This is a genomic window from Salinispora goodfellowii, assembly GCF_059570675.1.
In genome coordinates this window covers 20,345-45,360 of the sequence record NZ_JCANTD010000026.1, presented here as the reverse complement: position 1 = coordinate 45,360, position 25,016 = coordinate 20,345, and the positions used below count along the sequence as shown (strand labels likewise).

Below are 25,016 nucleotides of genomic sequence, written 5' to 3'. Positions count from 1 at the left end.
AGAACAGATGGGCGCCGACCACACCAGAGCCGTTCCGGCCACCCCACCCCGGGTGCGACGGATTCTCGTCGCGACGGTGGTCCCCCTACTCCTCGCCACCCTGGTCACCGCGGTGGCCCTCTGGCCGCGCGACACCCGTACCGCCGAGGCGGGCACCGAGCCACCCCGCTACCACGGCACCGTGACGAAGGTGGTCACCGAGCCCTGTCCCCCCACCCCGGAGCCGGCCGATCCCGGGCTGGGCGCCGACGCCGGCCGCTGCGGCGAGGTGACCGTCCGGGTCGAGCAGGGGCCGGACGCCGGACGTGAGGTCGGCACGCCGATTCCCGCCGGACCGGGCGCCCCCGACGTCACCGTCGACGACGAGATCATCCTGGTCGAGCTGACCGACCCCACCGACCCGACCACGAGCATGTACACCATCGCGGAGCACCAGCGGGGCAAGCCCCTGCTGTGGCTGGTGGCGCTCTTCGCCGCCGCGATCGTGGCGTTCGGCCGCTGGCGCGGGCTCGCCGCGCTCGCCGGACTGACGGCTAGCTTCGCCGTCCTCCTGACATTCGTCCTGCCGGGGATCAGCGCCGGCCAGTCGCCGCTACTGGTCGCGGTGGTCGGCGCCGCCCTGATCATGTTTGTGGTCCTGTACCTCACCCACGGCGTGACCGCGCAGACCTCGGTGGCGGTTCTCGGCACCCTGGGCAGCCTGGTCCTCACCGGTCTCCTCGGCTCACTCGCCACCGCCGCCACCCGGCTGACCGGGTACGGCAGCGAGGAGGCGATCACGCTGTCGATCTTCCAGACCAACGTCGACCTGCACGGCCTGCTGCTGGCCGGAATCATCATCGGCTCGCTCGGGGTACTGGACGATGTCACCGTCACCCAGGCCGCCACGGTGACCGAGCTGGCGAACGCCAACCCGGGGTTGTCCCGTCGCCAGCTCTACCGCTCCGCCACCCGGGTTGGTCGGGCGCACATCGCCTCCACGGTGAACACAATCGTGCTGGCGTACGCCGGAGCCTCGCTGCCGGTGCTACTCCTGCTGACCGCCGACTCACGGCCGGTGAGCCAGATCCTGACCAGCGAATTCCTCGCCCAGGAGATCGTCCGCAGTGCGGTGGCCACGTTGGGACTGATCGCCGCGGTCCCCCTCACCACCGGGCTCGCCGCCATCGTGACCACGGCCGGTCGCACCGCTGGTGGCACCGCTGGTGGCGAGTCGGGCGGGAGCACCGTGCCAGGGCCGCGACCGCGCACCGCTCGGGTCGAGGTGCTGGCGGCGCTCAGCGCCGCCCGCTCCGGCCCGGTCGCCTCCGCCGGCGATCGACGGACCGGCGGGGACCACAACACGGAAGACCCATGGTAAAAGTACGCGGCGTAACGACCAGAACCCACGGGCCGAACAAACGGGGCCCTTATCACCCATCGTGTCGACGATTTGGTGCGATTAGTCGAGTATGGGGCGTAGCTCGACCGGATGAGCGTCAGGTAACCTCGCTGCCGGTCACCGCCAAAGGCGCGTACCGGCACCTGCGGGACCACCGCCCAACCGCCGCGAGGCGAGCCGGGGAGGCGGGCAGCCGGAGTGCGGCTGCCCCGTCAGGGAGCGCTTACCGCCCCAACCCGTCAGCTCGCCCAGCCGGCGGTCAACGGAAGGGATCATTGTGACGGCACCCCCACGCCGCTGGTTGACGCCCGTGGCGGCCGTGCTCACCGCGCTGGCCGTGTTCGCCGGGCCGATCCCGGTGTCCGCCACCCCCACCTCTCCCCCGCAGCCCTCGGGGCACGACGAGGAGCCGGAGCTACTCGGTGATCTCATCGAGGTCCGCAACCGCGAGTACGTGAAGGCAAAGGCGCAGTTGGCGGAGTCCGAGAAGCGCCAAACCGCCCTCGAGAAGGAGATCAAGAAGGCGAAGGTCGAGCTGGACGAGCTCGCCCCCCAGGTGGCGGAGATCGCGACCCAGTCGTACCGGACGGGACGGGTCGGGGCGATATCGACGCTGCTGGAAGCAGACACCCCCGGCTCCTTCATCGCCCGGGCTACCGCGCTGGATGAGCTGAACCGCGTCAACGACCAGCGAATCAAGGAAGTCAACACGATCAAGGTTCGCGCCGAGCAGGCGAAGGTGGGGGTCGACGAAGAGGTACGCAAGCAACAGAAGCTGAAGAGCGACCTCGAACGCGGAAAGCTCGAGGCGGAGAAGGCGCTCCGTCTCGTCGGCGGCACCGGGCTCACCGGCGGCCTGGTTGACGCGGAATCGCCGGTCGCCCGGGTCGCCCCGGGACGCAACTCGGACGGCAGCTGGCAGTCGCTGGGCTGCACCGAGAACGATCCGACCACCAGCGGCTGCATCACCGCGCGGACACTGCACATGTACAACGAGGTCAAGCGAGCCGGTTTTGACCGATTCGTCGGGTGCTACCGCTCGGGTGGGCCGTACGAGCACCCCAAGGGCCGGGCCTGTGACTGGTCGCTCCAGAACAGCGGGTTCAGCCCTTGGCACAACAACGACATGCGCATCTACGGCAACAACCTGACGGCGTTCCTGGTCCGTAACGCCGACCGGCTCGGTATCTACTACGTGATCTGGAACCGGCAGATTTGGTTCCCGGCCACCGGCTGGAAGTCGTACAGCGGCCCGTCGAACCACACCGACCACGTCCACGTGTCGTTGCTGTAGGAGGCCGACGACCGGGGCCGGTACCGCGTTCTGCGCGACACCGGCCCGTTGTCGTTCTTGAGGACCCGGTGCGTTGTCGTTCTCGCGGCACCACCCGTCGCGCCACTCGCCGCCGACGGGTGGTTCAGGCGGGAGCGGGCGGCTCCGCCCCGGCGCCGCCCGCCGGGGGCGCGCTCGACGCCGCGAGCCCGACCTCCGTCACGGTCCGCACCGCGCCGGTGGTGAGCTGGTACGACAGTCCCACGGCCGCGCAGGTACCGGCAGCCACCGCGGCAGCGACCGCCGCGGAGCGGTCCAGCAGCATGGCAACGGTCCGCTCGACATGGTGGTCCACGATCTGGTTGAGGTCGGCAACCCCGGCGGCCTCGGCCCAACGGACGCTCGGCAGCACCGCCTCCACGACCGCCCGAAGGTGCCCGGAGACCGGTGCGCCGGTGGCCTCAGCTGACCGGGCCGCCCGCACCGCGCCACAGGAGTCGTGCCCGAGCACCACCACCAGCGGGGCGCCCAGCGCGGCGACCGCGTACTCGACGCTGCCGAGCACCTCCGGCCCGACGGCGTGCCCAGCCGTGCGTACCACGAACAGGTCACCCAGACCGCGGTCGAAGATGAGCTCAACCGCCAGTCGCGAGTCGGAACAGCCGAGGATCACCGCGAAGGGCTGCTGGCCCTCCGCCAGCGCGATCCGGCGGCCGACATCCTGGTGCGGGCGGTCCGGAGTTCCGGCGGCAAATCGCCGGTTACCGGCATGTAGCTCGGCGACCGCTGCTCGGGGGTCGACCGGGTGCTTCCGCGGATCGCCGGATCCACCGGCGGACAGCTGAGCTGCACCCGCCTGCGTATCGGGCGTTTCGGGGCGATTCATGCCCTTACCTCATCCCTGTGGGAGGCCCAACCTGAAGCCCGGAGTACGGGACCCTGGGCCGTACCCACGCTCACATGAAGCAGAAAGCACGTCAAGGCATGCGTGATCTGTGCTTCATATGTTGGCCGCGAACGGGCCCCCTCGGGCCGAGGAATGCCCACCGCCGCCGGCCCGTTGTGGCTCCGGTACCCGGAAGACTCCGGCCCCCCAGAGGAGCCCGACCATGAACACGATCACCCCCACCGACGGCCGCGCGGTCGCCGGGCTGCTGGTCACCATCGATTATCAGGCCCAGCCCAACTTCTACTACTGCGGGCCCGCAGCGACCCGGATGGCGCTCTCCGCGCTGGGCCGGCAACTCCCGCAGGATGCGGTCGCCCAACGGCTCGGCACCACCCACGCCGGCACGGACTCGACCCTGGACGTCACCCGCGTCCTCAACGAGCTGACCGGGGACGCGTACCGAACCACCGAGATACCGGACACGACGGCCAAACCGGATGAGATTCACCAACTCCGCGAGGACACCCGGCACGCCCTGGCACAGGGACGCGCGGTCGTGGCCAACGTCCGGGGGACCACGGTCGACACCGACGGCACCCCGCACTCGTACGAGGGAGGCCACTACCTGACGCTGGTGGGCTATCGCCCCCAGGACGACCTCCTCCGGGTCGCCGATCCGGCCGCACCCAAGCGCGAATACTGGATGGCCGTACCGAAAGTCGCCAACTGGATCGCCGAACGTGGCTACTCGTCCTGACCGCCTTCGGGCCGGTCTCCCCATCGGGGAGACCGGCCCGTTCGGCGCGTACCGCGCCGAAACTCGGATGCGTCTGCGTCAGCGGTTCTGGTCGCCCTCACCGGTCCGGGACCGCATCATGTCCACGCCGCGATCGACGTGCTCCTTGTACCGGCCGCCGGTGCGCTCGTTGACCATGTCACCGGCCTTCGCTATGCCCCGGTCGACCTGCTCATCCTGCTTCTCGACGTATTCCCTGGCCTGATCCATGAATTTCTTCATGTGTCTCTCCTCGGGTCCGGGTGTTGCACGTACGGCGTTCCCCGGCGCCCGGGAACACAAACAACGGACCGTGCCGGGACAGCACGCGCCGGCCGCGGGTCACCCAAGGTGATCGGTGAACCAGGTCGCCGCCGCTCGAGCCACCTGTTCCAGCGCACCGGGCTCCTCGAACAGGTGCCCGGCGCCGGGGACCACCGTCAGCTCCGCCGGCCCCGGCAGCGCCGCCCGAGCCTGCTCGTTCAGGGTGAGCACCTGGTCGTCGAGGCCACCCACGAGCAGTAGGGTCGGTGCGCGTACCCGGCCCAGCGCCGGGCCGGCAAGATCCGGCCGGCCGCCTCGGGAAACCACCGCGCCAACCCCGTCCGGGCGCTCGGCGGCAGCCACCAGGGCGGCGGCGGCCCCGGTGCTGGCCCCGAAGAGCCCGATCGGCACCGCGCCCACCGGCTCTCCGGTGGCCAGCCAGTCGACGATCGCGGACAGCCTGCCGGCCAACCGGCCGATATCGAACCGCGGCTGCGCGGTGCGCGCGTCGGCCACCTCCTCATCGGGGGTGAGCAAGTCCACCAGGACGGTGCCGAGCGCGCGGCGATTGAGGAATTGCGCCACCGCGACATTGCGGGAACTCCGCCGCGAGCTGCCGCTGCCGTGTGCGAAGAGCACCACTCCGGCCGGCTCCGGCGGCACCCGAAGATCAGCCGTCAGCTGGACGTCCCCAGCCGGAACCGACACCTCACTCCGTACGTCCACAGCACCGGTCCTTCCCACCCGTTCGCCCGCCATGCGTGCGTCTCGGGGCCCGTCCGGTCCCGTTTCGCCGCGGCGGGCTTCGGGTACCCGGCTGGTGCGGGCGGACCGTACCGGCGCGGGCAGCGCCGGTGATGGATCGGGAGGATCGCCATGGCGCAGCAGCAGGAGTCTCGGCAGCAGGCCGCCGAGCGGGAACGACGAAAACGCGACGCGAACCGGGACTGGGCGGACGAGGCGGCGCAGGCGCGTACCGCCGATGATCCGCGGGCGATGGCGCCGCGGGACGCCGCCGGCCGCCCTTCCCAGGGCCGCCAGATGTGAGGTGCTGACCCCCCGGCCGGATCCCGATCCGGCCGGGCCGGGCCGGGCCGGGCCCTACGGTTCCCGCTCCGGGAGGCGGATCAGCGGATCTCGACCGGGCGGCTGCTCCGGGGTCTGGCTCGGCTCACTCACTGGTGGGGTTGGCCGGGTCGCCGGTTCGGCGCCGGTGACCTCGACCCGCTCACCGTGGTGCAGCAACTCCAGCGTCTCCTTCGGGTCGCTGTGCTGCAACGCGTAGGTGGTCTGGTGGGGCTGGATGTCCACCCGAAGCTGGATCCGGCGCCAGTGCAGGGAGAACTCCAGCCGACCCAGGCGGCTGGAGAGCCGGGGCGTGAAGCAGAGGGTTCCGTCGTGCTCGCGCAACCCGCCGAATCCGGCGACCAGGGCGATCCACGCACCGGCCAGGGAGGCGATGTGGACGCCGTCGCGGGTGTTCTCGTTCAGGTCGTGCAGGTCCATCAACGCGGCCTCCCGCAGGTAGGTGTGGGCCAGTTCCGAATACCCCACCTCAGCTGCCAGGACGGACTGGGTACAGGCCGACAGCGACGAGTCGCGGACGGTACGGCGCTCGTAGTAGAGGAAGTTGCGCAGCTTCTCCTCCGGGGTGAACGCGTCCCCCCGCCAGTGCATAGCCAGCACCAGATCGGCCTGTTTGATCACCTGCCGGCGGTACAGATCGAAGTACGGATAGTGCAGCAGCAACGGATACTTCTCCGATGGGGTGTGCACGAAGTCCCACTCCTGGAACCGGGTGAAGCCCTCAACCTGCGCGTGTACGTCGATCTCCGGGTCGTAGGGGACATGCATGGACGCGGCGGCGTCCCGCCACGCCGCTGCCTCCTCGTCGGTGACGCCCAGCTGCTCGGCTTCCTCCCGGTACCGCATCGCCGTCTCCGCGGCGGTGATCAGATTCCGTTGCGCCATCAGGTTGGTGTAGATGTTGTCGTTCTTGATGGCGGTGTACTCGTCCGGGCCGGTCACCCCGTCGATGTGGAACTGCCCGTGCCGGTCGTGGTGGCCCAGCGACCGCCACAACCGCGCGGTCTCCACCAGCAACTCCAGGCCGATCTCCCGCTCCAGGTCGGTGTCCTGGGTGGCCTGCACGTAGCGACGTACCGCGTCGGCGACGCCGGCGGCGATGTGAAAGCCGGCGGTACCGGCCGGCCAGTAGCCGGAGGATTCTGGTCCCTCGATGGTGCGCCAGGGGAAGGCCGCGCCCTCCAGGTTGAGCGTACGGGCCCGTTCCCGCGCGATCGGCAGGGTGTGATGCCGCCAGTGCAGGGCATCGCGCACCGCGGTGGGGTGGGTGTAGGTGAGCACCGGCAGCACGAACATCTCGGTGTCCCAGAAGGCGTGGCCGTCGTACCCCGGGCCGGTGAGACCCTTCGCCGAGATCGGCCGGCGCTCGGCCCGGGTACCCGCCTGGAGCACATGAAAGAGCCCGAAGCGTACCGCCTGCTGCACCTCGGGGTCGCCCTCCACCAGTACGTCGGCGGAGTCCCAGAACTCCTCCAGGTACTCCCGCTGTTCCTTCAGCAACCCGTCCCACCCGTCCAACTGGGCGGCGGCCAGCGCGGCACCGACCTGGTCCCGCAGTGCCGGCAGCGATCGGCGGCTGGACCACCCGTACGACAGGTGTTTCACGACCCGCAGCGTCTCGCCGGGCTTGAGCACGCAGGCGATGGTGGTCCGCACCCAGTCCTCGTACCCCTCGGACTCGATGTTGGTCCGCGCGGTGGTCTGCACCTCGTGCTCCATCGCGGCGGCGAGGCGCAGGCCGGAGACCTTCGTGCGGTGGATCAGCAGGCCACCGTCGTGGGTGGTCAGCTCCTCCTCGGCAGACAGCGGCGACTCCAGCACCGCCGCCACCCGTGGATCCTTGCTCTGGGCCGGCAGGGTTTCGTTGGCCACCAACTCCGACTGGACGATCAGCCGCAGCGGCTTGCCGTCCACCACCTCGACCTCGTAGTTGATGGCGGCGGCGGAGCGCTGCCGGAACGAGACCAGCCGGGTGCTGCGGACGCAGACCTCCCGACCGGCCGGCGAGCGCCAGTGCACCGTCCGGTGCAGCGTGCCCTCGCGTAGGTCGAGCACCCGCTCGTGGGCGAGGAGTTCGCCGTATCGCACGTCGAGTGGCTCATCGTCGACCAGCAACCGGATGATCTTCCCGTTGGTCACGTTGACGAGGGTCTGTCCGGACTCGGGGAACCCGAAGCCGGCCTCCGCGTGCGGCAGGGGGCGTAACTCGTAGAAGGAGTTCAGGTATGTGCCCGGCAGGCCGTACGGCTCGCCTTCGTCGAGGTTGCCGCGCAGGCCGATGTGCCCGTTGGAGAGGGCGAACACTGACTCGGACTGAGCCAACACATCCATGTCCAGCCTGGTTTCTCGGACATGCCACGGCTCGACCGGGTATGCGCGTTCTCGGATCATGCCCCCGGCTCCCGATTCTCGATCAGCTCCACGAGGTCCTGCACCACGATGTCCGCGCCGTGCGCCAAGAGGGCATCGGCCTGCCCGACCCGGTCCACGCCCACCACGTACCCGAAGTCACCGGCTCGACCGGCGGCGACTCCGGCGAGGGCGTCCTCGAAGACGGCCGCGTTCCCCGGAGCCACCCCGAGCCGCTCGGCCCCGGCCAGGAAGGTATCCGGTTCTGGTTTGCCGCGTAACTTCTCGGCGCGGGCGACGAGACCATCAACCCGCACCTCCAGCAGCTCCGCCAGCCCGGACGCGGCGACCACCTCACCGCCGTTGGCGCTGGCGGTGACCACCGCTCGGCGCAGCCCGGCGTCGGTCGCCGCCCGGAGGTACCGCACCGAGCCGGGGTAGGCGTCCACCCCGTGCGTCCGTAACTCCTGGAGCAGCCGGACGTTCTTGCAGTTGCCGAGGCCGTGGACCGTCTCGGCCTCGGGCGGGTCGTCCGGTGTTCCCTCGGGAAGCACGATGTCGCGCGAGGATAGAAAGCTGCGGACCCCGTCGTACCGGGGCCGGCCGTCAACGTATCGCCGGTAGTCCTCATCCGGGTCGAAGGGGGTGAACGGCTCGTCGTTGGCGGCGGCGCGACGACGCAGGAACTCGTCGAACGTCGCCCGCCACGCGGCGTTGTGCACCCGAGCGGTCTGGGTGAGCACCCCGTCCAGGTCGAACAGGCAGGCGGTCACGTGCGCAGGCAGACCCAGCATCGTTCGAATCTATCCAGCCTGGTCGGGACGCAAACCGTTTCGGCGCTCAACGCGCCGATCAGTGCGGACGAAGCGTCCAGACGATGGTCATCTCCCCGGTGGGCTTGCCCTCCTCGGTGGCGATCTCCACGCCGACCCGAAACTCGGGTCGCTCTCCGGCGTCCAGCTCCGCGACCACGTCGGCGACCGGCCGATCGAGCCGCGCGGTCGCCCGCACCGCCCCCATGGCGAGCTTCCGGTACGCGATCTCAGCGCTGACGGCGAGCGGCGTCGCCCGGTCGAGCACCGACGCGAACGCGGCCACCACGACCGCGCCGGAGGCCGTCTCGCCGAGGGTGAACATGGCGCCAGCGTGCGGCCCACCGACATGGTTGTGGGTGGCCGGCGTGTCGGGCAGCCGGACCACCGCGTGGATCGCACCGTCGGCTTCGGGGACCACCTCGACGAATTCGAAGCCCAGCGTACGGGCGAAGGGCACGGCCGCCAGCATGCTGGCGGCCACCTGGCTTGCATCGATGCTCATGCCCGGATATGTTACCGACCGGTAACCGAGGCGACAAGGCACCCCCCGCACCCGGCCGGCACCGGGGCTCCCGCATCAGCGCCAACCGACATCGATCCGGTCGCCGTGCTCGTCGAAGAAGTGCAGCGCCGCCATCCGGACCTGGATCGCCACCTTCTGTCCCGCAGCTACCGCGGGGTAGGGCGCCAACCGCACCGCCAACTCCGCCGGCCGACTGTGGTGCCGGCCCGGATCGCGAAACACGCTGTCCGGCGTTTCGCTCGCCGCGGCCCGCCGCCCCTCGTCCGCCGCACCAGCCCGGCCGGTGATCCGCCGCATCGCCCGGCCGAACGGACGCCGGCCCCGTTGCCCGACCACGCCTCCGTCCGCTGGCACCGCCGTATCGTCCACTACGACGGCGGTGGCGCCGATGTCGAGAAAGGCAAGCGACTCGTGCCCGTGATGCTCCAGGTGACGGAGCCGCCCGTGCAGCACCGGGCCGAGGGCGTTCGGGGCGGTCGGGGTCAGCGCCTCGGCCCGCATGCCGACCACGATCCGCTCACCGTGATAGCGGCCCACCGCCCGGGCGCGCATGTCGTCCCACGGGAGGTGCAGCGTCTGCTCACCGAGGTGGAGCGCGACGTGTTGGTCCAGGTGCACGTGGACCGCGGCCTCCAGCAGGTTCATCCGCGGGGCACCGAGAAACGTGGCGACATAGAGGGTGGCCGGACGGCCGTAGACCTGGGTCGGGGTACCGACGTCCTGCAGGACCCCTTTACGCATGATCGCCACCCGGTCGGCCATGGTCAGCGCCTCGGTCTGATCGTGGGTCACGTAGAGGGTGGTGACCCCCAGTTCCCGGGTCAGTCCGGAAATCTCCGCACGCAGCTCGGAGCGGAGCCCGCTGTCGAGATTGGACAAAGGCTCATCCATCAGGAAGAGCTCCGGCCGACGCACGATCGCCCGCCCCATGGCGACCCGCTGACGCTGACCGCCGGAGAGCCGTCCGGGCCGGCGATCGAGAACGTCGCCGATACCCAACGCTCCCGCGACATCGGCGACCTGCGCACCGCACCGCTCGGCGGCCAAGCCGGCCAGGCGCAGCGGAAAGGCGATGTTGTCGCCGACGCTCAGGTGCGGGTAGAGGGCGAAATCCTGGAAGACCATCGCCACCGACCGGTCCCGGGGCGGCAGGTCGTTGGCGAACTCACCGTTGAGCAGGACCGCACCGGAGGTCGGATCCTCCAGGCCGGCGACCATCCGCAGCACCGTCGACTTGCCGCAGCCGGAGGGGCCGAGCAACACCATGAACTCACCGTCGTTGACGTCAAGGTTCACCCGGTCAACGGCGAGGGTGCCGGAGCGGAAGACCTTGGTCACATCCTTGAGCGCGACGGTGGCCACCGTTCCTCCTCCCCCCACCACCACCTGACCGGACTCGAACCTGAACGACTATGACGAGCCCCACTCCGCATGCCTATCGGATAAACGTTCAATCTTCGCCGCAGGACCGCCGCCCCGGCGGGCCCGTACCGCGCAACGCTGGGGCACGTCCGGCCCGGCCGGACACTAGCTGGCCGGGCTGGCTCCGGCGGCAGTCCCGCCGAAGATCCGCCGGACCACCCGTTCCGCGGCGTGGCCGTCGTCGAGCCGGCAGAACCGATCCCGGAACCGACGCCGCGCCGCCTCCGCCGACGGCGCCCGCAGCGCACCGGAGCGGAAGACGTCGAGCAGACCGGCGAAGTCCGTCGCCACCGCCCCCGGCGGATCGGCGAGCACATCCAGGTAGACACCGCGGGTCAGCCGGTACGCCGCCCAGTCCGGTGCGTACACGACGATCGGCCGATCCAGGACGGCGTAGTCGAACATCGCCGACGAGTAGTCGGTGACCAGCACATCGGCGGCGAGATAGAGGTCCTCGACCCGGGCATGGTCGCTCACGTCGCGCAGTCGGTCCGGACAGGCCGAATCCGGAGCCGGGGCGGCTCGGTCGTCGAAGTAGTGACTGCGCGCCAGCAACCGACCGGCGGGCCCCAACGCGGCGAGGAACCGGTCCGGGTCGAACGGTGGCCGGTACCCCGGCAGGTGCTCCCGGTGCGTCGGCACGTAGAGAACCACCTGCTCGCCGACCCCCAGGCCCAGCTCGGCCCGGATCCGCAGCACCTCCTCGGTGGTGGCGGTGGCCAGCCGGTCGTTGCGCGGATACCCCACCTCCAGCGTGGTGTACGCGGCCGGGTAGGCCCGCTCCCACATCTGGGTGGAGAAGCTGTTCGAGGTGATGCTGTAGTCCCACCGGTCCACCCGGTGCAGCAGCCCCGGGAAGTCCATCAGGGCCCCGACCGGGTAGCGCTGCTGGTCCAAGCCCATCACCTTGACCGGGGTGCCGTGATGGGTCTGCACATGCACGGTGCCAGGTCGTTTCCGGACGAAGTTGGGAAAGTTGACGTTGTTGACCAGCCAGCGGGCCTGCGCCAACGCCCGGTAGCCCGCGGGGGTGCCGGAGACCACGTAGTCCACGCCCGCCGGCAGCGAGTCCACCCGGTCCCGCCGCACGATCCACACCCCCCGCACGTGCGGGGCGAGTCGCCGGGCAGCCTCATAGATGGCCGCCGGATTGCAGGCGTACCCGCGGTACCAGTAGGCGGCGTACACCGCCAGCCGCGGATCAACCGGCCGCAGTAACTCGGCCCGGTAGTACTCGCGCAACCCGGCGTCCCGAACCCGCCGCAGGAGCGGCACGGCCCCGCGCCGGGCCCGTCGGGTGGCGTGGGCGGCGATACCCCGGATCCGAGCGGCACCGCGCAGCGCGTTGTACGTCCGCCACCGGCCGGTGGCGACCAGGCGGTGCTTCAGCCCTTCGACCCCCGGCGGGATCGGCTGGCCCGACGCCGGCCGCCAGCGGGCATGGTCGGTGGCGATCCGGACGAAGAAGGCGGGCCGCAGGTCCGCCGGGATCCGCTCCCCGGTGCCGAGCACGGCCAGGTAGTGCCAGATCATCCGTTCGAAGAGGGCCGGGCGGAGGTCGTCTTCGCCCGCATCCACCTCGTCCAGGAGTGCGAACACCCGGTGCCACTGCGCGAAGACCTCGAAGTGCCGGTTCCCCCGGGTTCGAGTGATCGCGCCGGCCCGGCGCTGCCGATAGTTCACGCAGACCCGATCCAGCACCCCGATCCGCTGGGCGCGGAGGAGCAGCGGGTAGGTGAACGAGACATCCTCGTACCAGCCGGGGGCGAAGCGCAGCCCGTGCTCGAGCAGGAACTCGCGGCGCAGCACCTTGTTCCACGCGGTGTGCAGCAGGCGGATCAGCTCCGGCCGCTCACGCAGCCGGAACGTCGCCGACCCGGGCGAGGACGGAAAGACCTCGCGCATCCCGCTCTGGGTGCTGTCCCCGTTCCACCAGGCCCGTACGTGGTCGACGACGAGGACATCCGGTGTGGTGGCGCGCAGCCGCTCGGCCACCTCGACGAGGCACTCCGGGGCCAACCAGTCGTCGCCGTCGACGAACCACACGTATTCCCCGGCGGCCTGGTCCAGGCCGGCGTTGCGGGCCGGGCCGAGTCCCCCATTCGCCGGGAGCGCGATCGTCCGTACCCGTTGGTCGCGGGCCGCGTACTCGGCCAGGATCTCGCCGCTGCTGTCCGGCGAGCAGTCATCGACACCGATCACCTCGATCCCGGCCACCGGCTGCCCGAGTATCGAGTCCAGGCATTCACGCAGGTAGCCCTGCACCCGGTAGGCCGGGACCACGAAGCTGATCAGTGCCACCCGGCCCCCTAACCCGGTGGGCGACCGCCAACAACACCTGTCGATCCCACCGCCCGTACAGCGCGGGCCGGCCGGATCACCCAGGCGAGGGCCACACTCCCCACGAAGACCACTGAAAGGTATATACCGAGTGTAGCCATGCCAATAGCAGCAATTCCGGTGATCGCGGAGAGCGCCAGCACCGCTGACCGCCCTTCCCAGCCCAGCGTGGCATCGTGCAACGGCGGGGCCAACTTCCGCTTCTCCAGCCGCGCGGTCAGGTCATAGTGGTGCAGGGTCAGCACGAAGACGTACCCGAAGACCAACCCGGCGGGGACACCCCCGAGCACCCCGACCGCGATCGCGAAGAGATACTCCGCCGCGCGTAGCGCCGCCGGCACCAGCCAGTCCAGCGCCCCGCCGTGCCCGGCCCGCGCCCCCGCGGCCGCCAGCAGCAGCCCACCGAGCCCGACCAACACCGTCCACCGCGGCAGGGAATCCGGGCCGAGGAGCGCGAGCCCGAGCAGCACCGCCGACACCAGTACCGCCGACACCGCCAGCCCCAGCGGGCCCGGCCAGCGCGGCGTCGCCCAGGCGCGGGCCAGTGGGCCGTCGTCCCGATGCAGGGAGGTGTCCACCGTGTCCAACACGCCGACCCGCATCGAGCGGGCCCGCAGCAGCCGCAGCGCCGCGGTGTACCCCAGCGCCAGCACCATCCCGGTCAGCACCGCGAACAAGGCGACCCGCTGGTCGAACAAGGCTGCCGCCAGGGCCATCAGCGCCCATCGCTCACCGATCGGGAAGACCACCGTCCGCTTCAGCCAGTACGTCACCGAACCAACGTCGGCCTGCACCCGGTTCGAGGCGGCACTGAGCCGGGCACCGAACCCAGCCCCCGAGATCGTCTGCGGCCGACGGGCTGCCTCGTCGTGCATCGCGCCATACCAGGTGTCGCTCATGTGGCGGACGGTCTGCACGGCCATCGCGGCGATCGCCAGGGCCCACCCGTAGCGGAATCCGGCCTGGGTCGCGCCGTAGCCGAGGCCGGCGTAGACGATGAACTCCTTGGCCCGGTCGGCCATGGTGTCGAGCCACCCGCCCCAGGCACTGAAGGTACGGGTGTAGCGGGCGAGTTGCCCATCCACGCAGTCCAGCACGAAACCCAGGTAGAGCAGCACCGCACCGGCGACCAACGCGGGCCGCCCTCCGGCGCCGAACAGCAGCGCCGCCGCCACCGCGAACGCCACCGAGATCATCGTGACGGTGGTGGGGCTCAGCCGGAGCCGGGCCGCCACCTTCGTCACGTACGGCGACCAGGTGCTCACAAAGAAGGTGGTGAAGAAGTCGTCTCGCTCCTTCACCGACAGCCGCAGCTCGGCCCGGTCCGGATCAACGGCGGCGACGGCCGCCTCGGCCGCCGCCCGGTCGTCCACAGCGGCCGGGTCATCGGCGGCGACCCGGTGCGCGACGAGTAGCCGTACCCGGTGGGCGAAGGTCACCACGTCGCGGGCCACCAGGTTGGCGAAGAGCCGGTCAACGGCGGGCCCGTCGTCCACGACACCGTGTACCGCGGCGGCTCCCACCGGTACGACCTCAGCGGCGATCGCGCGCGCGGCGGCTACCAGGACCGGCAGGTGGGCCGGATCGACCCGCAGCGCACCGCCGAACACCCCGGTGGCCTCGCCGTCCAGGGCCCCCGGCGCTCCAGCGGCGACCACCTGCCCGCGGTCCTCCCGAACCGCCGTCCGACCGGGCACCGGCGGACCGGCGAGCACCAGCGCCACCGTCGACTCCGTCGGGCTGGTGGCGAGGTGCCGCAGGACGGCCGTGTGCGCGACCAGATCAGCGCCGGTGACGAGGACCGGACCGGTTGCCGACTCCGCCAGGTCGGCCAGGGTGGCCAGGTCACTGACCAGCCGTACCTCGTCGATCCCCGCGTGCCGGCACTGTCCGGCCAGGCGGTCGGCGAGGTCCGCTGACCCGTCGGTGGTCAACACCAGCGCGAGCGTCACCGGGCCACCGCCCCGTGGTACGCAGCCAGTGCCTCGGCCATCGTCCCGTCCACCATCATTCGGCCGGCGTCGAGGTAGAAGCCGCGCCGGCAGAATCGAGTCAGGTCCTGTTCGTTATGTGATACCAGCACCAGGGTGCGCCCCTCTCCGAGCAGACGATCGATCGTCGCATAGCACCGCTGGCGGAATTCGGCGTCCCCAACCGCGGTCACCTCGTCCATCAACAAAATGGGGTGCGGCAGGTGCGAAATGATCGCAAATCCGAGCCGGACTTTCATGCCGGACGAGTAATGTCGCACCGTCGTGTCGAGGGCCTGCTCCACCTGCCTGCCCGCGAACGACACGATCTCGTCCACCCGGCGCCGCAGGTAGCTCGGCGTGAGGCCGTGTAGGCCACCGACCAGGTAGAGGTTCTCCCGGCCGGTCAGATCGGCGGAGAAGCCGGCGGAGAGCTCCAGCAGCGGGGCGACCGCGCCGCGCACGGTGATCCCACCCTCGTCGGGGATCAGCACGCCGGCGATGAGCCGCAGCAGGGTGCTCTTGCCGGTGCCGTTGCGGCCGATCACGCCGACCGTGTCGCCGGCCTCGATCGAGAAGGAGAGATCCCGTAGCGGCCAGAACCGACCATCGGTACGACCACCGCGACGCCCCCGGTGCAGGGCGAGGTCCCGCAGCCGCAGTTGCCGACGGCGGTTCCGGACGAAGCGAATGCCGAGCCCCGCTGCTTCGATGATCGGATCGGCCATCTCACAGCTCCTTGAGGACCGCCGGTTCGAGGCGACGGAACGTCCACCAACCAATGGCGAGCACCAACAGACAGCCGGTGATCGTGGTACCGAGTAGCCGGGCGTCGGGGAACTCGTCGGGGTACCAGACCGCGTGGTGCAGTTGGAAGATCCCGACCAGGGGGTTCAGTTCGTACCCGACCTTAAGCCAGTCCGGCAGGCTGGAGTCCCGAACCAGGCCGAAGGGGTAAATGATCGGCGTGGCGTAGAAGAGCACCCGGACGACCAACCGCATGACCCGCTCGACATCGCGCATCAGCACGTTGGCCGCGGAGAGCAGCAACGCCAGGCCGACCAGCAGAACGCCCTGGAGGGTGATGGCCAGCGGGAGGGCGAGCACCGACCAGCCCGGGTCGATCCGCCCCGCCACCGCGTACGCCGCCGCGGCCGCCACCAGGAGGGGCAGGCCGGCCAGGTACTCGGCGACCCGCCCGGCGACCCGCCCGATCGGGAAGAACTGGCGGGGAAGGTTCATCGTGGTGATCAACCTCGCCTGGCCGGTCAGCGCGTTGGTCGCCTCGCCCACCGCCGAGTTGGCCCACATCCAGGCGAAGATCCCGGTGAACAGGAACAACGGGTACGAGTCAGCCGCCTCACCCAGATACCGATCGGTGTCCCGCTCGTACAGCACACCGAAGACGAACCAGTAGATAGCGCCGAAGCCCAGCGGTTCGATCAGGGACCAAAGGTAGCCCAACGCGGACTGCTGGTACTTGACCGCGAGGTCCCGCCGAACGAGGATGCGCAGCGCGCCCCGGTTCGACCAGAGCGTCCCGACGCCAGCGGCCACCGCGTCGCCTCCTGCCCGGTCCGCGCCACACCCCGCCCGGCGGGCCGGTGGCACTCAGCACTCGATCACGTTGACGGCGAGGCCGCCCCGTGCCGTCTCCTTGTATTTGACCTTCATGTCCGCCCCGGTCTCCCGCATCGTCTTGATCACCTTGTCGAGCGAGACGTGGTGCACGCCGTCGCCCCGCAACGCGAGCCGGGCAGCCGTGATCGCCTTGATGCTAGCCACCGCGTTCCGTTCGATGCAGGGGATCTGCACGAGGCCGCCGACCGGGTCACAGGTCAGCCCCAGGTTGTGCTCCATGCCGATCTCGGCGGCGTTCTCCACCTGCTCCGGGGTGCCCCCCAGCGCCTCGGCCAGCCCGGCCGCCGCCATCGAGCAGGCCGAACCCACCTCGCCCTGGCAACCCACCTCGGCGCCGGAGATGGAGGCGTTCTCCTTGAACAGCACACCGATGGCGCCGGCCGCGAGCAGGAACCGCACCACACCTTCCGCGGTGGCACCCGGCCCGAACCGGTCGTAGTAGTGCAGGACCGCCGGAATGATGCCGGCCGCGCCGTTGGTCGGTGCGGTCACCACCCGGCCACCACCGGCGTTCTCCTCGTTGACCGCAAGGGCGAAGAGGGTCACCCAGTCCATCGCGCGCAGCGGATCCACCGCCCCCCGGCCCGCCGTTGACCGCATCGGGTCCGCGTCCATCATCAGGCCGCGGTACAGCTCGGCGGCCCGCCGTCGGACCCGCAACCGGCCGGGGAGCACACCGTCGCGTTCGCAGCCGCGTGCCACACACTCCCGCATCACCCGCCAGATCTCCAGCAGGCCGGCGCGCACCTCCTGCTCGCTGCGCCAGGACAGCTCGTTGGCGAGCATCACCTCGCTGATCGACAGCCCGGTCTCCCGGGTCACGGCCAGCAGCTGCGCACCGGTCGAGAAGGGGTAGCGCACCGGGGTGGTGTCCGAGGTGATCCGGTCCGCCCCCGCCGCCGCCTCGTCCACGACGAACCCACCCCCGACCGAATAGTAGGTACGGGCCCGGAGCTCGGCCCCGGTCAGGTCGTAGGCGGCGAAGGTCATCCCGTTCGGGTGGTACGGCAGCGACCGGCGGCGGTGCAGCACCAGGTCCCGAGCCGGGTCAAAGTCGATCTCGTGGGCGCCGAGCAGCGAAATCCGCTGCTCGGCGCGGATCCGGTCGATCCGGCCCTCGATGGCGTCGGTGTCGACCGTCTCCGGTTCCGCACCGGCGAGCCCGAGCAGGACCGCCCGATCACTGCCGTGGCCGCGGCCGGTCGCCCCCAACGAACCGAACAGCTCGGCGCGGATCCGTACCGTCTCGCTGAGCAGCCCGTCCGCCTTGAGGCCGGCGACGAACGTCCGGGCGGCACGCATCGGCCCGACGGTGTGCGAGCTGGACGGCCCGATACCGACACTGAAGAGATCGAATATGCTGATCATGGCTGCACTTCCTCGCCGTCCTACCCACCGCGCGGATCACCGGCCCGGGGTGACCGCCGGCACGGCGGGCCTTCCGGGGTGCCCGGAACTGTCGGGCCGGCCGGCCAGCCTACCCGCCCCGACCCCGATCGCCACCCGTTACCACAGCCCGCACCTGCGCCGAGAGCGATCAGGCGAAAGCGGACAGGCCGGTCAGCCGCTGCCCGATCACCAGCTGGTGGATCTCCGAGGTGCCCTCATAGGTGAGCACGCTCTCCAGGTTGTTGGCGTGCCGCAGCACCGGGTACGCACCGGAGACGCCGTTGGCCCCCAGGATCGTGCGGCACTGCCGGGCGATCGCCAGCGCCTCCCGAACGTTGTTGAGCTTGCCCACGCTGACCTGGTCGGGGCGGAGCCGGTCGGCGTCGGCGAGCCGACCGAGCTGCAACGCCAACAGGTAGCCCTTGCTCCACTCCACCGCCATGTCGGCGAGCTTCGCCTGGGTGAGCTGGAACCCGGCGAGCGGGCGGCCGAACTGGGTACGGCTGCCCGCGTACTCCAGCGCCGTCTCCAGGCAGTCCCGGGCCGCGCCGAGCGCTCCCCAGACGATCCCGAGCCGCGCCTCGGTGAGGCAGCCCAGGGGCGCCTTCAGCCCGACGGCCTCGGGCAGGCGGGCCGACGCCGGTAGCCGCACGTCGTCCAGGGAGATCTCCCCGGTCACCGATGCGCGCAGCGACATCTTGCGCCGGATCTCGCGCACCGTTACCCCGGACGTCCGGGTCGGCACGACGAAGCCGCGGATCCCCTCATCGGTACGGGCCCAGATCACCGCGACATCCGCGATCGTCGCATTGGTGATCCACATCTTGGTGCCGTGCAGCACCCAGTCGTCGCCGTCGCGGCGGGCCCGGGTGGCCATCGACGCCGGGTCGGATCCGTGGTCCGGCTCGGTCAGCGCGAAGCAGCCGATTGCCTCCCCGGCAGCCATCGTGGGCAGCCAACGCTGCTTCTGCTCCGCGCTGCCGTAGCGCCAGATGGCGTACATCGCCAGCGCCCCCTGCACCGAGACCAGGGAGCGGATGCCCGAGTCACCCGCCTCCAGCTCCAGGCAGGCCAGACCGTAGGCGACGGCGGAGGAGCCGGCGCAGCCGTACCCGGTCAGGTGCATGCCGAGCAGGCCTAGGTTGCCGAACTCCCGGGCCAGCTCACGGGCGGGCACGCGGCCCTCCTCATACCAGCCGGCGACGTGCGGCCGCACCTGGTCGTCCACCAACTGGCGGACGACGGCGCGAATCTGCCGCTCCTCGGCACTCAGTGACGAATCGACGTCCAGCAGGTCGAGAGGGCTCATGGAACCACCTTAACGAAGGCTCAGCCCGCGCCGCTTCAGTCGACCGCCGCGGAAAAGGCGAACACCCGGGCATGGATCTGGTTGCGCTGCTGCAGCGCGGCTCGCAGCGCCCGGTGCAGCCCGTCCTCCAGGTAGAGCCCGCCGTCCCACTGCACCACGTGCGGAAACAGGTCGCCATAGAAGGTCGAATCCTCGGCGAGGAGTTTGTCCAGCGCCAACTCACGCTTCGTGGTGATCAACTGATCCAGGCGTAGCGGACGCGGCGGGATCTCGGCCCACTGCTTGAGCGTCAGGCTGTGCTCGGGGTATGGACGCCCATCCCGGACCGCTCTGAAGATCACGACGGTTAGCTCCCTCCCCGCGACCGGCCGCCCCCGACCCGACACCGCTGCACGCGACGCCGCGAGCAGCGGCGCCAATGACCGTGTCAGCCTAACCGGCCAAGTCACGCCGCGTTCTACCGCTTTATGACAGTTTCTCCCTGAAAGATCGCTTTACCAACTGGACAAACAGCGTTTTTCGGACTAACTCCACCGCCCCCGTCGGACCACCTCCTCCACCGGGCGGCGCCCGCGGCGCAGCGACGATGATCGTTGATCCACCGCACGGTAGCCGACGGTGACCGCACCAACCGGTTCATACTCCAACGGCACCCCGAAAGCCGCTCGATAGTCCGCCAGCCGCTGCGGCGGAATACCGAAAAAGCACGCCCCCAGCCCCTCATCAACGGCGGTGAGCAGCATCAACAAAGCGGCGAAGCCGGTGTCGATGTACCAGTAGGGCATCGACCAACGCTCTGCTGACCGGTCCGCCCACCCCTTGTCCGGCTCCGCGTACCGGTCCAGGTACGCCGACCGGTTGGCGTGCGGCACGATGATCAACGGAGCCTGACGCATTCCGGCCAGCCAACGTTCCCGGCCGCCCGTGCCCGGCGTGGTCGCCGCCCAGAACCGATCCCGATCCTCGGCGGCCTCCAGCACCAGGAAACCCCACCCCTGGGAGAAGCCCGCTGACGGCGCCCGGATCGCGTGCGCCAACAGCCGGTCCACCACCTCCGGCGGTACCGGCCGATCCGGATCGTAGTTGCGGACCATCCGACGCCGCCGCACCACCTCGACGAACTCCATCACACCTCCTCGACTACGCCGGCCGGATGCCCCAGACGCCGCGCCAGGTGTTTCCCGGCCGCAACGTCAGCAGATCCCGGCCGGAGCGGAACGCGTCCGGCGGGCAGGTCATCGGCTCCAGCGCCACCGAACGTCGACGCCGCGGCCCGGATCGGGTGTCCCCGGTAAAGACCTGCCACCAGCCGAACCGCCGGTCCGCCCAGACCCGAATCCGGGTCCCGCCGTCCGGAGCAGCCAACTCCACCACCGAACCACCGTCGCCGTCCCGAACCACGTCACCGAAGGTGTCGTCGAGCACCGCCCGGCCGATCCGACGCGACACGGTCCAGTCGTACTCGGTGCCGACGACCGAGGACTGGGCGATCGGGAGCAGCCGCCCGTCCAACTGCAGCCGGCTCCGCGCCGGCAACCGCAGTAGGACATCGTCAACCGAGCCGCCCGGCACCCGCAGGTACGGGTGCACCGCGAAGCCGAAGGGCGCCGCCTCGCCGCCACTGTTGGTCACCTCGTGCTCGGCGCGCAGCCCGTCCGGGCCGACAGCCCACCGACTCCGCAGCCGCAGCGACCAGGGGTAGCCGGGGGTCGCCAGCAACTCATAGCCGAGCGTCACCGCGTCGGCCGATCGCTCCAACAACTGCCAGGGCACCCAGTTGACCAGCCCGTGCAAGGCCGCGTCGTGCTCCGGATCGCTGATGGCCAGCTGGAGATCGCGGCCCGCGAAGTGGTAGCTACCGTCCCGAAGCCGGTTCGGCCAGGGGGCGAGCACCTGGCCGGCGGAGTCCGGGCACAACTCGGCCGAGGTGTACCCGTCCAGGTGCTCCACCCCACCGGATCGGTAGGTCCGAATTCCGCCACCGACCTCGACGATCACCGCCTCGTGGCCGGCGGCCGCGATGGTCCACTGTGCCCCCGAAGGGGCCCACTGCCCGGGGAAGTCCATCCCCGGACCCTAACCGGTCAAACCCGCTACTCACCGACGACAGCACCGGTCACACCCGCTGCTCGCTGCCGACAGCCGCCGCCCGGTAGCGGATCAGGGCCGGGAAGGCCACCGCCAGCCCGAGCGCGAGTACGGCGGAGAGCAGACCACCGCCGACCCAGGCGACACCGCTGCCGAAGCCACCCGCCATCGCACCGGCCCGCAGATCACCGAGCCGCGGCCCCCCGGCGACGACCACCGTGTTCACCCCCTGCAGCCGGCCCCGCATCCGGTCCGGCGCGTAGACCAGCAGCATCGACTGGCGTAGCACCGCGCTGACCAGGTCGGCCGCACCGGCCACCGCGAGCAGGAGGACCATCAGCCAGAGCTGCTGGGCCAGCCCCGCCGCCGCAACCGCCAGACCCCAGCCGACCACCACCACGACCAGGCCAAGCCCCTGCCGGCGCAGCCGGCTGATCCAGCCGGAGGTGAGGCCGGCCAGCATGGCACCGATCGCGATGGCGCTGAAGAGCCAGCCGACCGCCGCCCCGCCACCGAACCGCTCCTCGGCGATCTCCGGAAACAACGCCCGCGGCATCGCCAGCACCATCGCGATCAGGTCGATGGCGAACGACAGCAGCAGCACCGGTGTGGTGGCCAGGTACCGGAGTCCGTCCCTGATCCCCGCCAACCCACCACGCCGCAGCTCGCCCTCGCCGAGCGGCTCCGGCGGCATCGCCGGCAGCCGCAGCGCGGCCACCACCAACCCGGTGAACAGGAACGCGTCCGCCGCGTACGCGATCGGCAGTCCACCCTCGGTACCGGCGACCGCGAAGATCAGACCCGCGACGAGCGGGCCGACCACCGAAGCCGCGGTGAAGGCGGTGTAGTTCAGGGTGTGCGCCGCCGGGACCAGCCCCGGTGGCAGCAGTCGGGGCAGGGCCGCGGATCGCGCCGGCGAGCTGATCGCGAAGCCGGCCGAGTGGACGGCGACCAGCGCCAGCAGCAGCACCGGGCTACCCACACCGAGCAAGGCCTGCGCCAGCAGGCCGAGCATCGTGGCCCAGAGCAGCGCCGAACCGGCGAGCAGCACCCGACGCCGGTCCCGCGCGTCGGCCACCGCTCCGCCCCAGAGCCCAAAGACCAGCAGGGGCGCGAAGCCGGCGAGGCCGAGCAGGCCGACCCAGTAGGACTCCCCGGTCAGGGCGTACATCTCCACCGGGACGGCGACCGAGGTGAGTTGGAAGCCGACCATCGCCATCGTGTTGCCGAGCCACATCCGGCGAAACGCCGGCACCGCCAGCGGACGCAGGTCGATCGCCCACCGGCCGCTTCGCCGCCGGGCCTCCCGCACCTCGGTCACGGCGCCAGCCGCTCGACGGCCCAGCCGCCCCCGTCGGTGGCGCGGAACCGCAGCCGGTCGTGCAGCCGACTCGCCTGACCCTGCCAGAACTCCACCTCGTCGGGGCGGACCCGAAAGCCACCCCAGTGCGGCGGCGCGGGGATCGGCGCCCCGGCGACGAAGCGCTCCGCCGCTGCCTGGTAGGCGGCGTCCAGCGCGGCCCGGTCCGGGAGCACCCGCGACTGCTCACTCGCCCACGCCCCGAGCTGGGAGCCGCGCGGCCGGCTGGCGAAGTACGCCTCGGTCTCGGCCCGGTCGAGCCGCTCCACCCGACCGGTCACCACCACCTGGCGCTCCAGCACGAGCCAGGGGAAGACCAGGCTCGCGTACGGGCTGGCGGCCAGCTCGGTGCCCTTGCGCGACCCGTAGTTGGTGAACAGGACGAAGCCGTCCGACCCATACCCCTTCAACAGCACCGTACGGGCGCTCGGCCGACCAGCCGCGTCGACGGTGCCGAGCACCATCGCATTCGGCTCGGGCAAACCGGCGGCCACCGCCTCGGTGAACCAGCGGTCGAACTGGGTGTACCAGTCACCGGCCAGGTTCGTCTCGGTCAGGCCCAGGTCCGCGGCGTACTCGTTACGTAGGTTCGCCGGCGGCACTGTGTCGCCTGTCACATCCACTCTCCTCCCGGCTAACGGACCGACCCGTCGTGTCGCTGACAGCCTGCCCGTACACCCAGTGTCACCGACTCCTCGACGGCCGTCCCGTCTGGGGATGTCGGGTGAGGCACAGCGGTCACGGGTCGAAAGTCCCGTAGTCAGCAGGCAAGATGTCACGAACACATCCCTGAGGGTCGCCTAAGGCACCGGGCCCGACGCGGGCCCGGCCCGGGCGCACCGAGCCAGATCCAGGAGACGACATGGCCGACTTCAAACCGGGGCTGGAGGGCGTCATCGCCTTCGAGACCGAGATCGCCGAACCGGACCGGGAGGGTGGCTCGCTGCGCTATCGCGGCGTGGACATCGAAGATCTCATCGGTCAGATCTCGTTCGGCAACGTCTGGGCCCTGTTGGTGGATGGACGGTTCGGCCCGGGTCTACCGCCCGCCGAGCCGTTCCCGGTCCCGGTGCACTCCGGTGACATCCGGGTGGACGTGCAGTCCGCGGTGGCGATGCTCGCCCCGTACTGGGGTCTGCACCAGTTGCTCGACATCTCCGACGAACAGGCCCGCGAGGACCTGGCCCGGGTGTCGGTGACCGCGCTCTCCTTCGTCGCCCAGTCGGCGCGGGGCCTGGGCCTGCCGGCCGTGCCGCAGAAGGAGATCGACAAGGCCGCCACCATCGTCGAGCGCTTCATGAAGCGCTGGCGGGGCGAGCCGGACCCGCGGCACGTCAAGGCGGTGGACGCGTACTTCATCTCGGCGGCCGAGCACGGCCTGAACGCCTCCACCTTCACCGCCCGCATTGTCGGTTCCACCGGCGCCGACGCCGCTGCCTGCATCTCCTCCGGCATCGGTGCGCTCTCCGGGCCACTGCACGGCGGGGCGCCCTCCCGGGTGCTGAACATGCTCGAGGCGGTGGAGCGCAGCGGTGACGCCGAGGGGTACGTCCGGGGCGTACTCGATCGCGGCGAGCGGCTGATGGGCTTCGGTCACCGGGTCTACCGGGCCGAGGACCCGCGGGCCCGGGTGCTCCGCCGCACCGCCAAGGAGTTGGGGGCGCCCCGCTTCGAGGTCGCCGAGGCCCTGGAGAAGGCCGCCCTGGCCGAGTTGCACAGTCGCAAGCCGGACCGGGTTCTCGCCACCAACGTCGAGTTCTGGTCCGCGGTCGTGCTGGACTTCGCCGAGGTGCCCGCCCACATGTTCACCTCGATGTTCACCTGCGCCCGGATGGGTGGCTGGAGCGCCCACATTCTGGAGCAGAAGAAGCTCCAGCGGCTCGTCCGCCCCTCCGCCCGCTACGTCGGGCCCAGCCCCCGCCGGCCGCACGAGGTCGAGGGTTGGGACCAGGTCCCGCACGGCGTCTGACCGTCGCTCGGGCTGGGACCAGGTCCCGCACGGCGTCCGGCCGTCGCTCGGGCTGGGACCAGGTCCCGCACGGCGTCCGGCCGTCGCCCGAACCGAACCGAGCCAACCGCACCGGCGAGGGGTTGTGGTGTACGCCTCAGCCCCGCCGGTGGGACCGGCGGCCGTCGGGGCGG

Annotated in this window: 23 protein-coding genes; 5 read left to right on the top strand and 18 right to left on the bottom strand. The window is 70.8% G+C overall.

Features of this window, described 5'->3' with window-relative positions; genetic code table 11:
• Positions 1–7: 7 nt before the first annotated feature.
• Together T398_RS20630 and T398_RS20625 are read left to right on the top strand one after the other, a co-directional pair.
• Positions 8–1,360: a YibE/F family protein gene (locus tag T398_RS20630; RefSeq protein ID WP_496449207.1), complete on the top strand. Its 1,353-nt coding sequence runs from the start codon at positions 8–10 to the stop codon at positions 1,358–1,360.
• A 298-nt stretch (positions 1,361–1,658) separates the two neighbouring features.
• Complete coding sequence (locus T398_RS20625) at positions 1,659–2,675, top strand: coiled-coil domain-containing protein (protein ID WP_496449206.1); 1,017 nt, start codon at positions 1,659–1,661, stop codon at positions 2,673–2,675.
• 124 nt (positions 2,676–2,799) lie between these two features.
• Here T398_RS20625 and T398_RS20620 read toward each other — a convergent pair whose 3' ends face one another.
• Positions 2,800–3,540, bottom strand: coding sequence for a carbonic anhydrase (locus T398_RS20620; protein WP_496449205.1), 741 nt, complete (start codon positions 3,538–3,540; stop codon positions 2,800–2,802).
• Between the two features lie 223 nt (positions 3,541–3,763).
• On the opposite strand from T398_RS20620, the gene T398_RS20615 reads away from it, so the two are divergent.
• Positions 3,764–4,300, top strand: coding sequence for a C39 family peptidase (locus T398_RS20615; RefSeq protein WP_496449203.1), 537 nt, complete (start codon positions 3,764–3,766; stop codon positions 4,298–4,300).
• Between the two features lie 78 nt (positions 4,301–4,378).
• Here T398_RS20615 and T398_RS20610 read toward each other — a convergent pair whose 3' ends face one another.
• Together T398_RS20610 and T398_RS20605 are read right to left on the bottom strand one after the other, a co-directional pair.
• Positions 4,379–4,561, bottom strand: a complete 183-nt coding sequence (locus T398_RS20610) for an antitoxin (RefSeq protein ID WP_496449202.1) — start codon at positions 4,559–4,561, stop codon at positions 4,379–4,381.
• A 99-nt stretch (positions 4,562–4,660) separates the two neighbouring features.
• Entirely contained in the window at positions 4,661–5,308 is a 648-nt protein-coding gene (locus T398_RS20605; protein WP_496449200.1) for a dienelactone hydrolase family protein, read from the bottom strand.
• Between the two features lie 150 nt (positions 5,309–5,458).
• Between T398_RS20605 and T398_RS20600 the strand changes: the two genes are divergently transcribed.
• Positions 5,459–5,629 carry a hypothetical protein gene (locus T398_RS20600; RefSeq protein WP_496449199.1) on the top strand — a complete coding sequence of 57 codons (171 nt, stop codon included), beginning with the start codon at positions 5,459–5,461 and terminating at the stop codon, positions 5,627–5,629.
• Positions 5,630–5,683: 54 nt separating this feature from the next.
• Here T398_RS20600 and T398_RS20595 read toward each other — a convergent pair whose 3' ends face one another.
• The 15 genes from T398_RS20595 to pdxH form a co-directional block, all read right to left on the bottom strand.
• A complete protein-coding gene (locus tag T398_RS20595) occupies positions 5,684–8,059 on the bottom strand; it encodes a glycoside hydrolase family 65 protein (protein ID WP_496449197.1) in 2,376 nt (791 codons plus the stop codon).
• The gene (locus T398_RS20590) at positions 8,056–8,811 is read right to left on the bottom strand and encodes an HAD family hydrolase (protein WP_496449196.1); all 756 of its coding nucleotides are present in this window, start codon (positions 8,809–8,811) and stop codon (positions 8,056–8,058) included. Before T398_RS20590 ends, T398_RS20595 begins: the two co-directional genes overlap by 4 nt.
• 58 nt (positions 8,812–8,869) lie before the next feature.
• Entirely contained in the window at positions 8,870–9,334 is a 465-nt protein-coding gene (locus tag T398_RS20585; protein ID WP_180199308.1) for a DUF4442 domain-containing protein, read from the bottom strand.
• 75 nt (positions 9,335–9,409) lie between these two features.
• Positions 9,410–10,717 (bottom strand): ABC transporter ATP-binding protein, encoded by a 1,308-nt coding sequence (locus T398_RS20580; RefSeq protein WP_496449194.1) that lies wholly within the window; start codon positions 10,715–10,717, stop codon positions 9,410–9,412.
• A 165-nt stretch (positions 10,718–10,882) separates the two neighbouring features.
• On the bottom strand, positions 10,883–13,078 hold the full coding sequence (locus T398_RS20575; protein ID WP_496449192.1) for a bifunctional glycosyltransferase/CDP-glycerol:glycerophosphate glycerophosphotransferase: 2,196 nt from the start codon (positions 13,076–13,078) through the stop codon (positions 10,883–10,885).
• 8 nt (positions 13,079–13,086) lie between these two features.
• Complete coding sequence (locus T398_RS20570) at positions 13,087–15,069, bottom strand: DUF5941 domain-containing protein (protein ID WP_496449190.1); 1,983 nt, start codon at positions 15,067–15,069, stop codon at positions 13,087–13,089.
• Positions 15,066–15,815, bottom strand: a complete 750-nt coding sequence (locus T398_RS20565; protein WP_496449188.1) for an ABC transporter ATP-binding protein — start codon at positions 15,813–15,815, stop codon at positions 15,066–15,068. Before T398_RS20565 ends, T398_RS20570 begins: the two co-directional genes overlap by 4 nt.
• Before the next feature lies 1 nt (position 15,816).
• Entirely contained in the window at positions 15,817–16,644 is an 828-nt protein-coding gene (locus tag T398_RS20560) for an ABC transporter permease (protein WP_496449187.1), read from the bottom strand.
• 54 nt (positions 16,645–16,698) lie between these two features.
• Entirely contained in the window at positions 16,699–18,096 is a 1,398-nt protein-coding gene (locus T398_RS20555) for an L-serine ammonia-lyase (RefSeq protein ID WP_496449185.1), read from the bottom strand.
• 169 nt (positions 18,097–18,265) lie between these two features.
• Positions 18,266–19,426: an acyl-CoA dehydrogenase family protein gene (locus T398_RS20550; protein WP_496449183.1), complete on the bottom strand. Its 1,161-nt coding sequence runs from the start codon at positions 19,424–19,426 to the stop codon at positions 18,266–18,268.
• Between the two features lie 35 nt (positions 19,427–19,461).
• Entirely contained in the window at positions 19,462–19,767 is a 306-nt protein-coding gene (locus tag T398_RS20545) for a type II toxin-antitoxin system VapB family antitoxin (protein WP_496449181.1), read from the bottom strand.
• A 183-nt stretch (positions 19,768–19,950) separates the two neighbouring features.
• Positions 19,951–20,553 (bottom strand): nitroreductase family protein, encoded by a 603-nt coding sequence (locus tag T398_RS20540; RefSeq protein WP_018218258.1) that lies wholly within the window; start codon positions 20,551–20,553, stop codon positions 19,951–19,953.
• Positions 20,554–20,566: 13 nt separating this feature from the next.
• Positions 20,567–21,493 (bottom strand): aldose 1-epimerase family protein, encoded by a 927-nt coding sequence (locus tag T398_RS20535; RefSeq protein ID WP_496449179.1) that lies wholly within the window; start codon positions 21,491–21,493, stop codon positions 20,567–20,569.
• 49 nt (positions 21,494–21,542) lie between these two features.
• Positions 21,543–22,835 (bottom strand): MFS transporter, encoded by a 1,293-nt coding sequence (locus tag T398_RS20530; protein ID WP_496449178.1) that lies wholly within the window; start codon positions 22,833–22,835, stop codon positions 21,543–21,545.
• Positions 22,832–23,497, bottom strand: a complete 666-nt coding sequence (gene pdxH / locus T398_RS20525; RefSeq protein ID WP_496449176.1) for a pyridoxamine 5'-phosphate oxidase — start codon at positions 23,495–23,497, stop codon at positions 22,832–22,834. Before pdxH ends, T398_RS20530 begins: the two co-directional genes overlap by 4 nt.
• A 239-nt stretch (positions 23,498–23,736) precedes the next feature.
• Between pdxH and T398_RS20520 the strand changes: the two genes are divergently transcribed.
• On the top strand, positions 23,737–24,843 hold the full coding sequence (locus tag T398_RS20520) for a citrate synthase 2 (RefSeq protein ID WP_496449175.1): 1,107 nt from the start codon (positions 23,737–23,739) through the stop codon (positions 24,841–24,843).
• Positions 24,844–25,016: the final 173 nt, after the last annotated feature.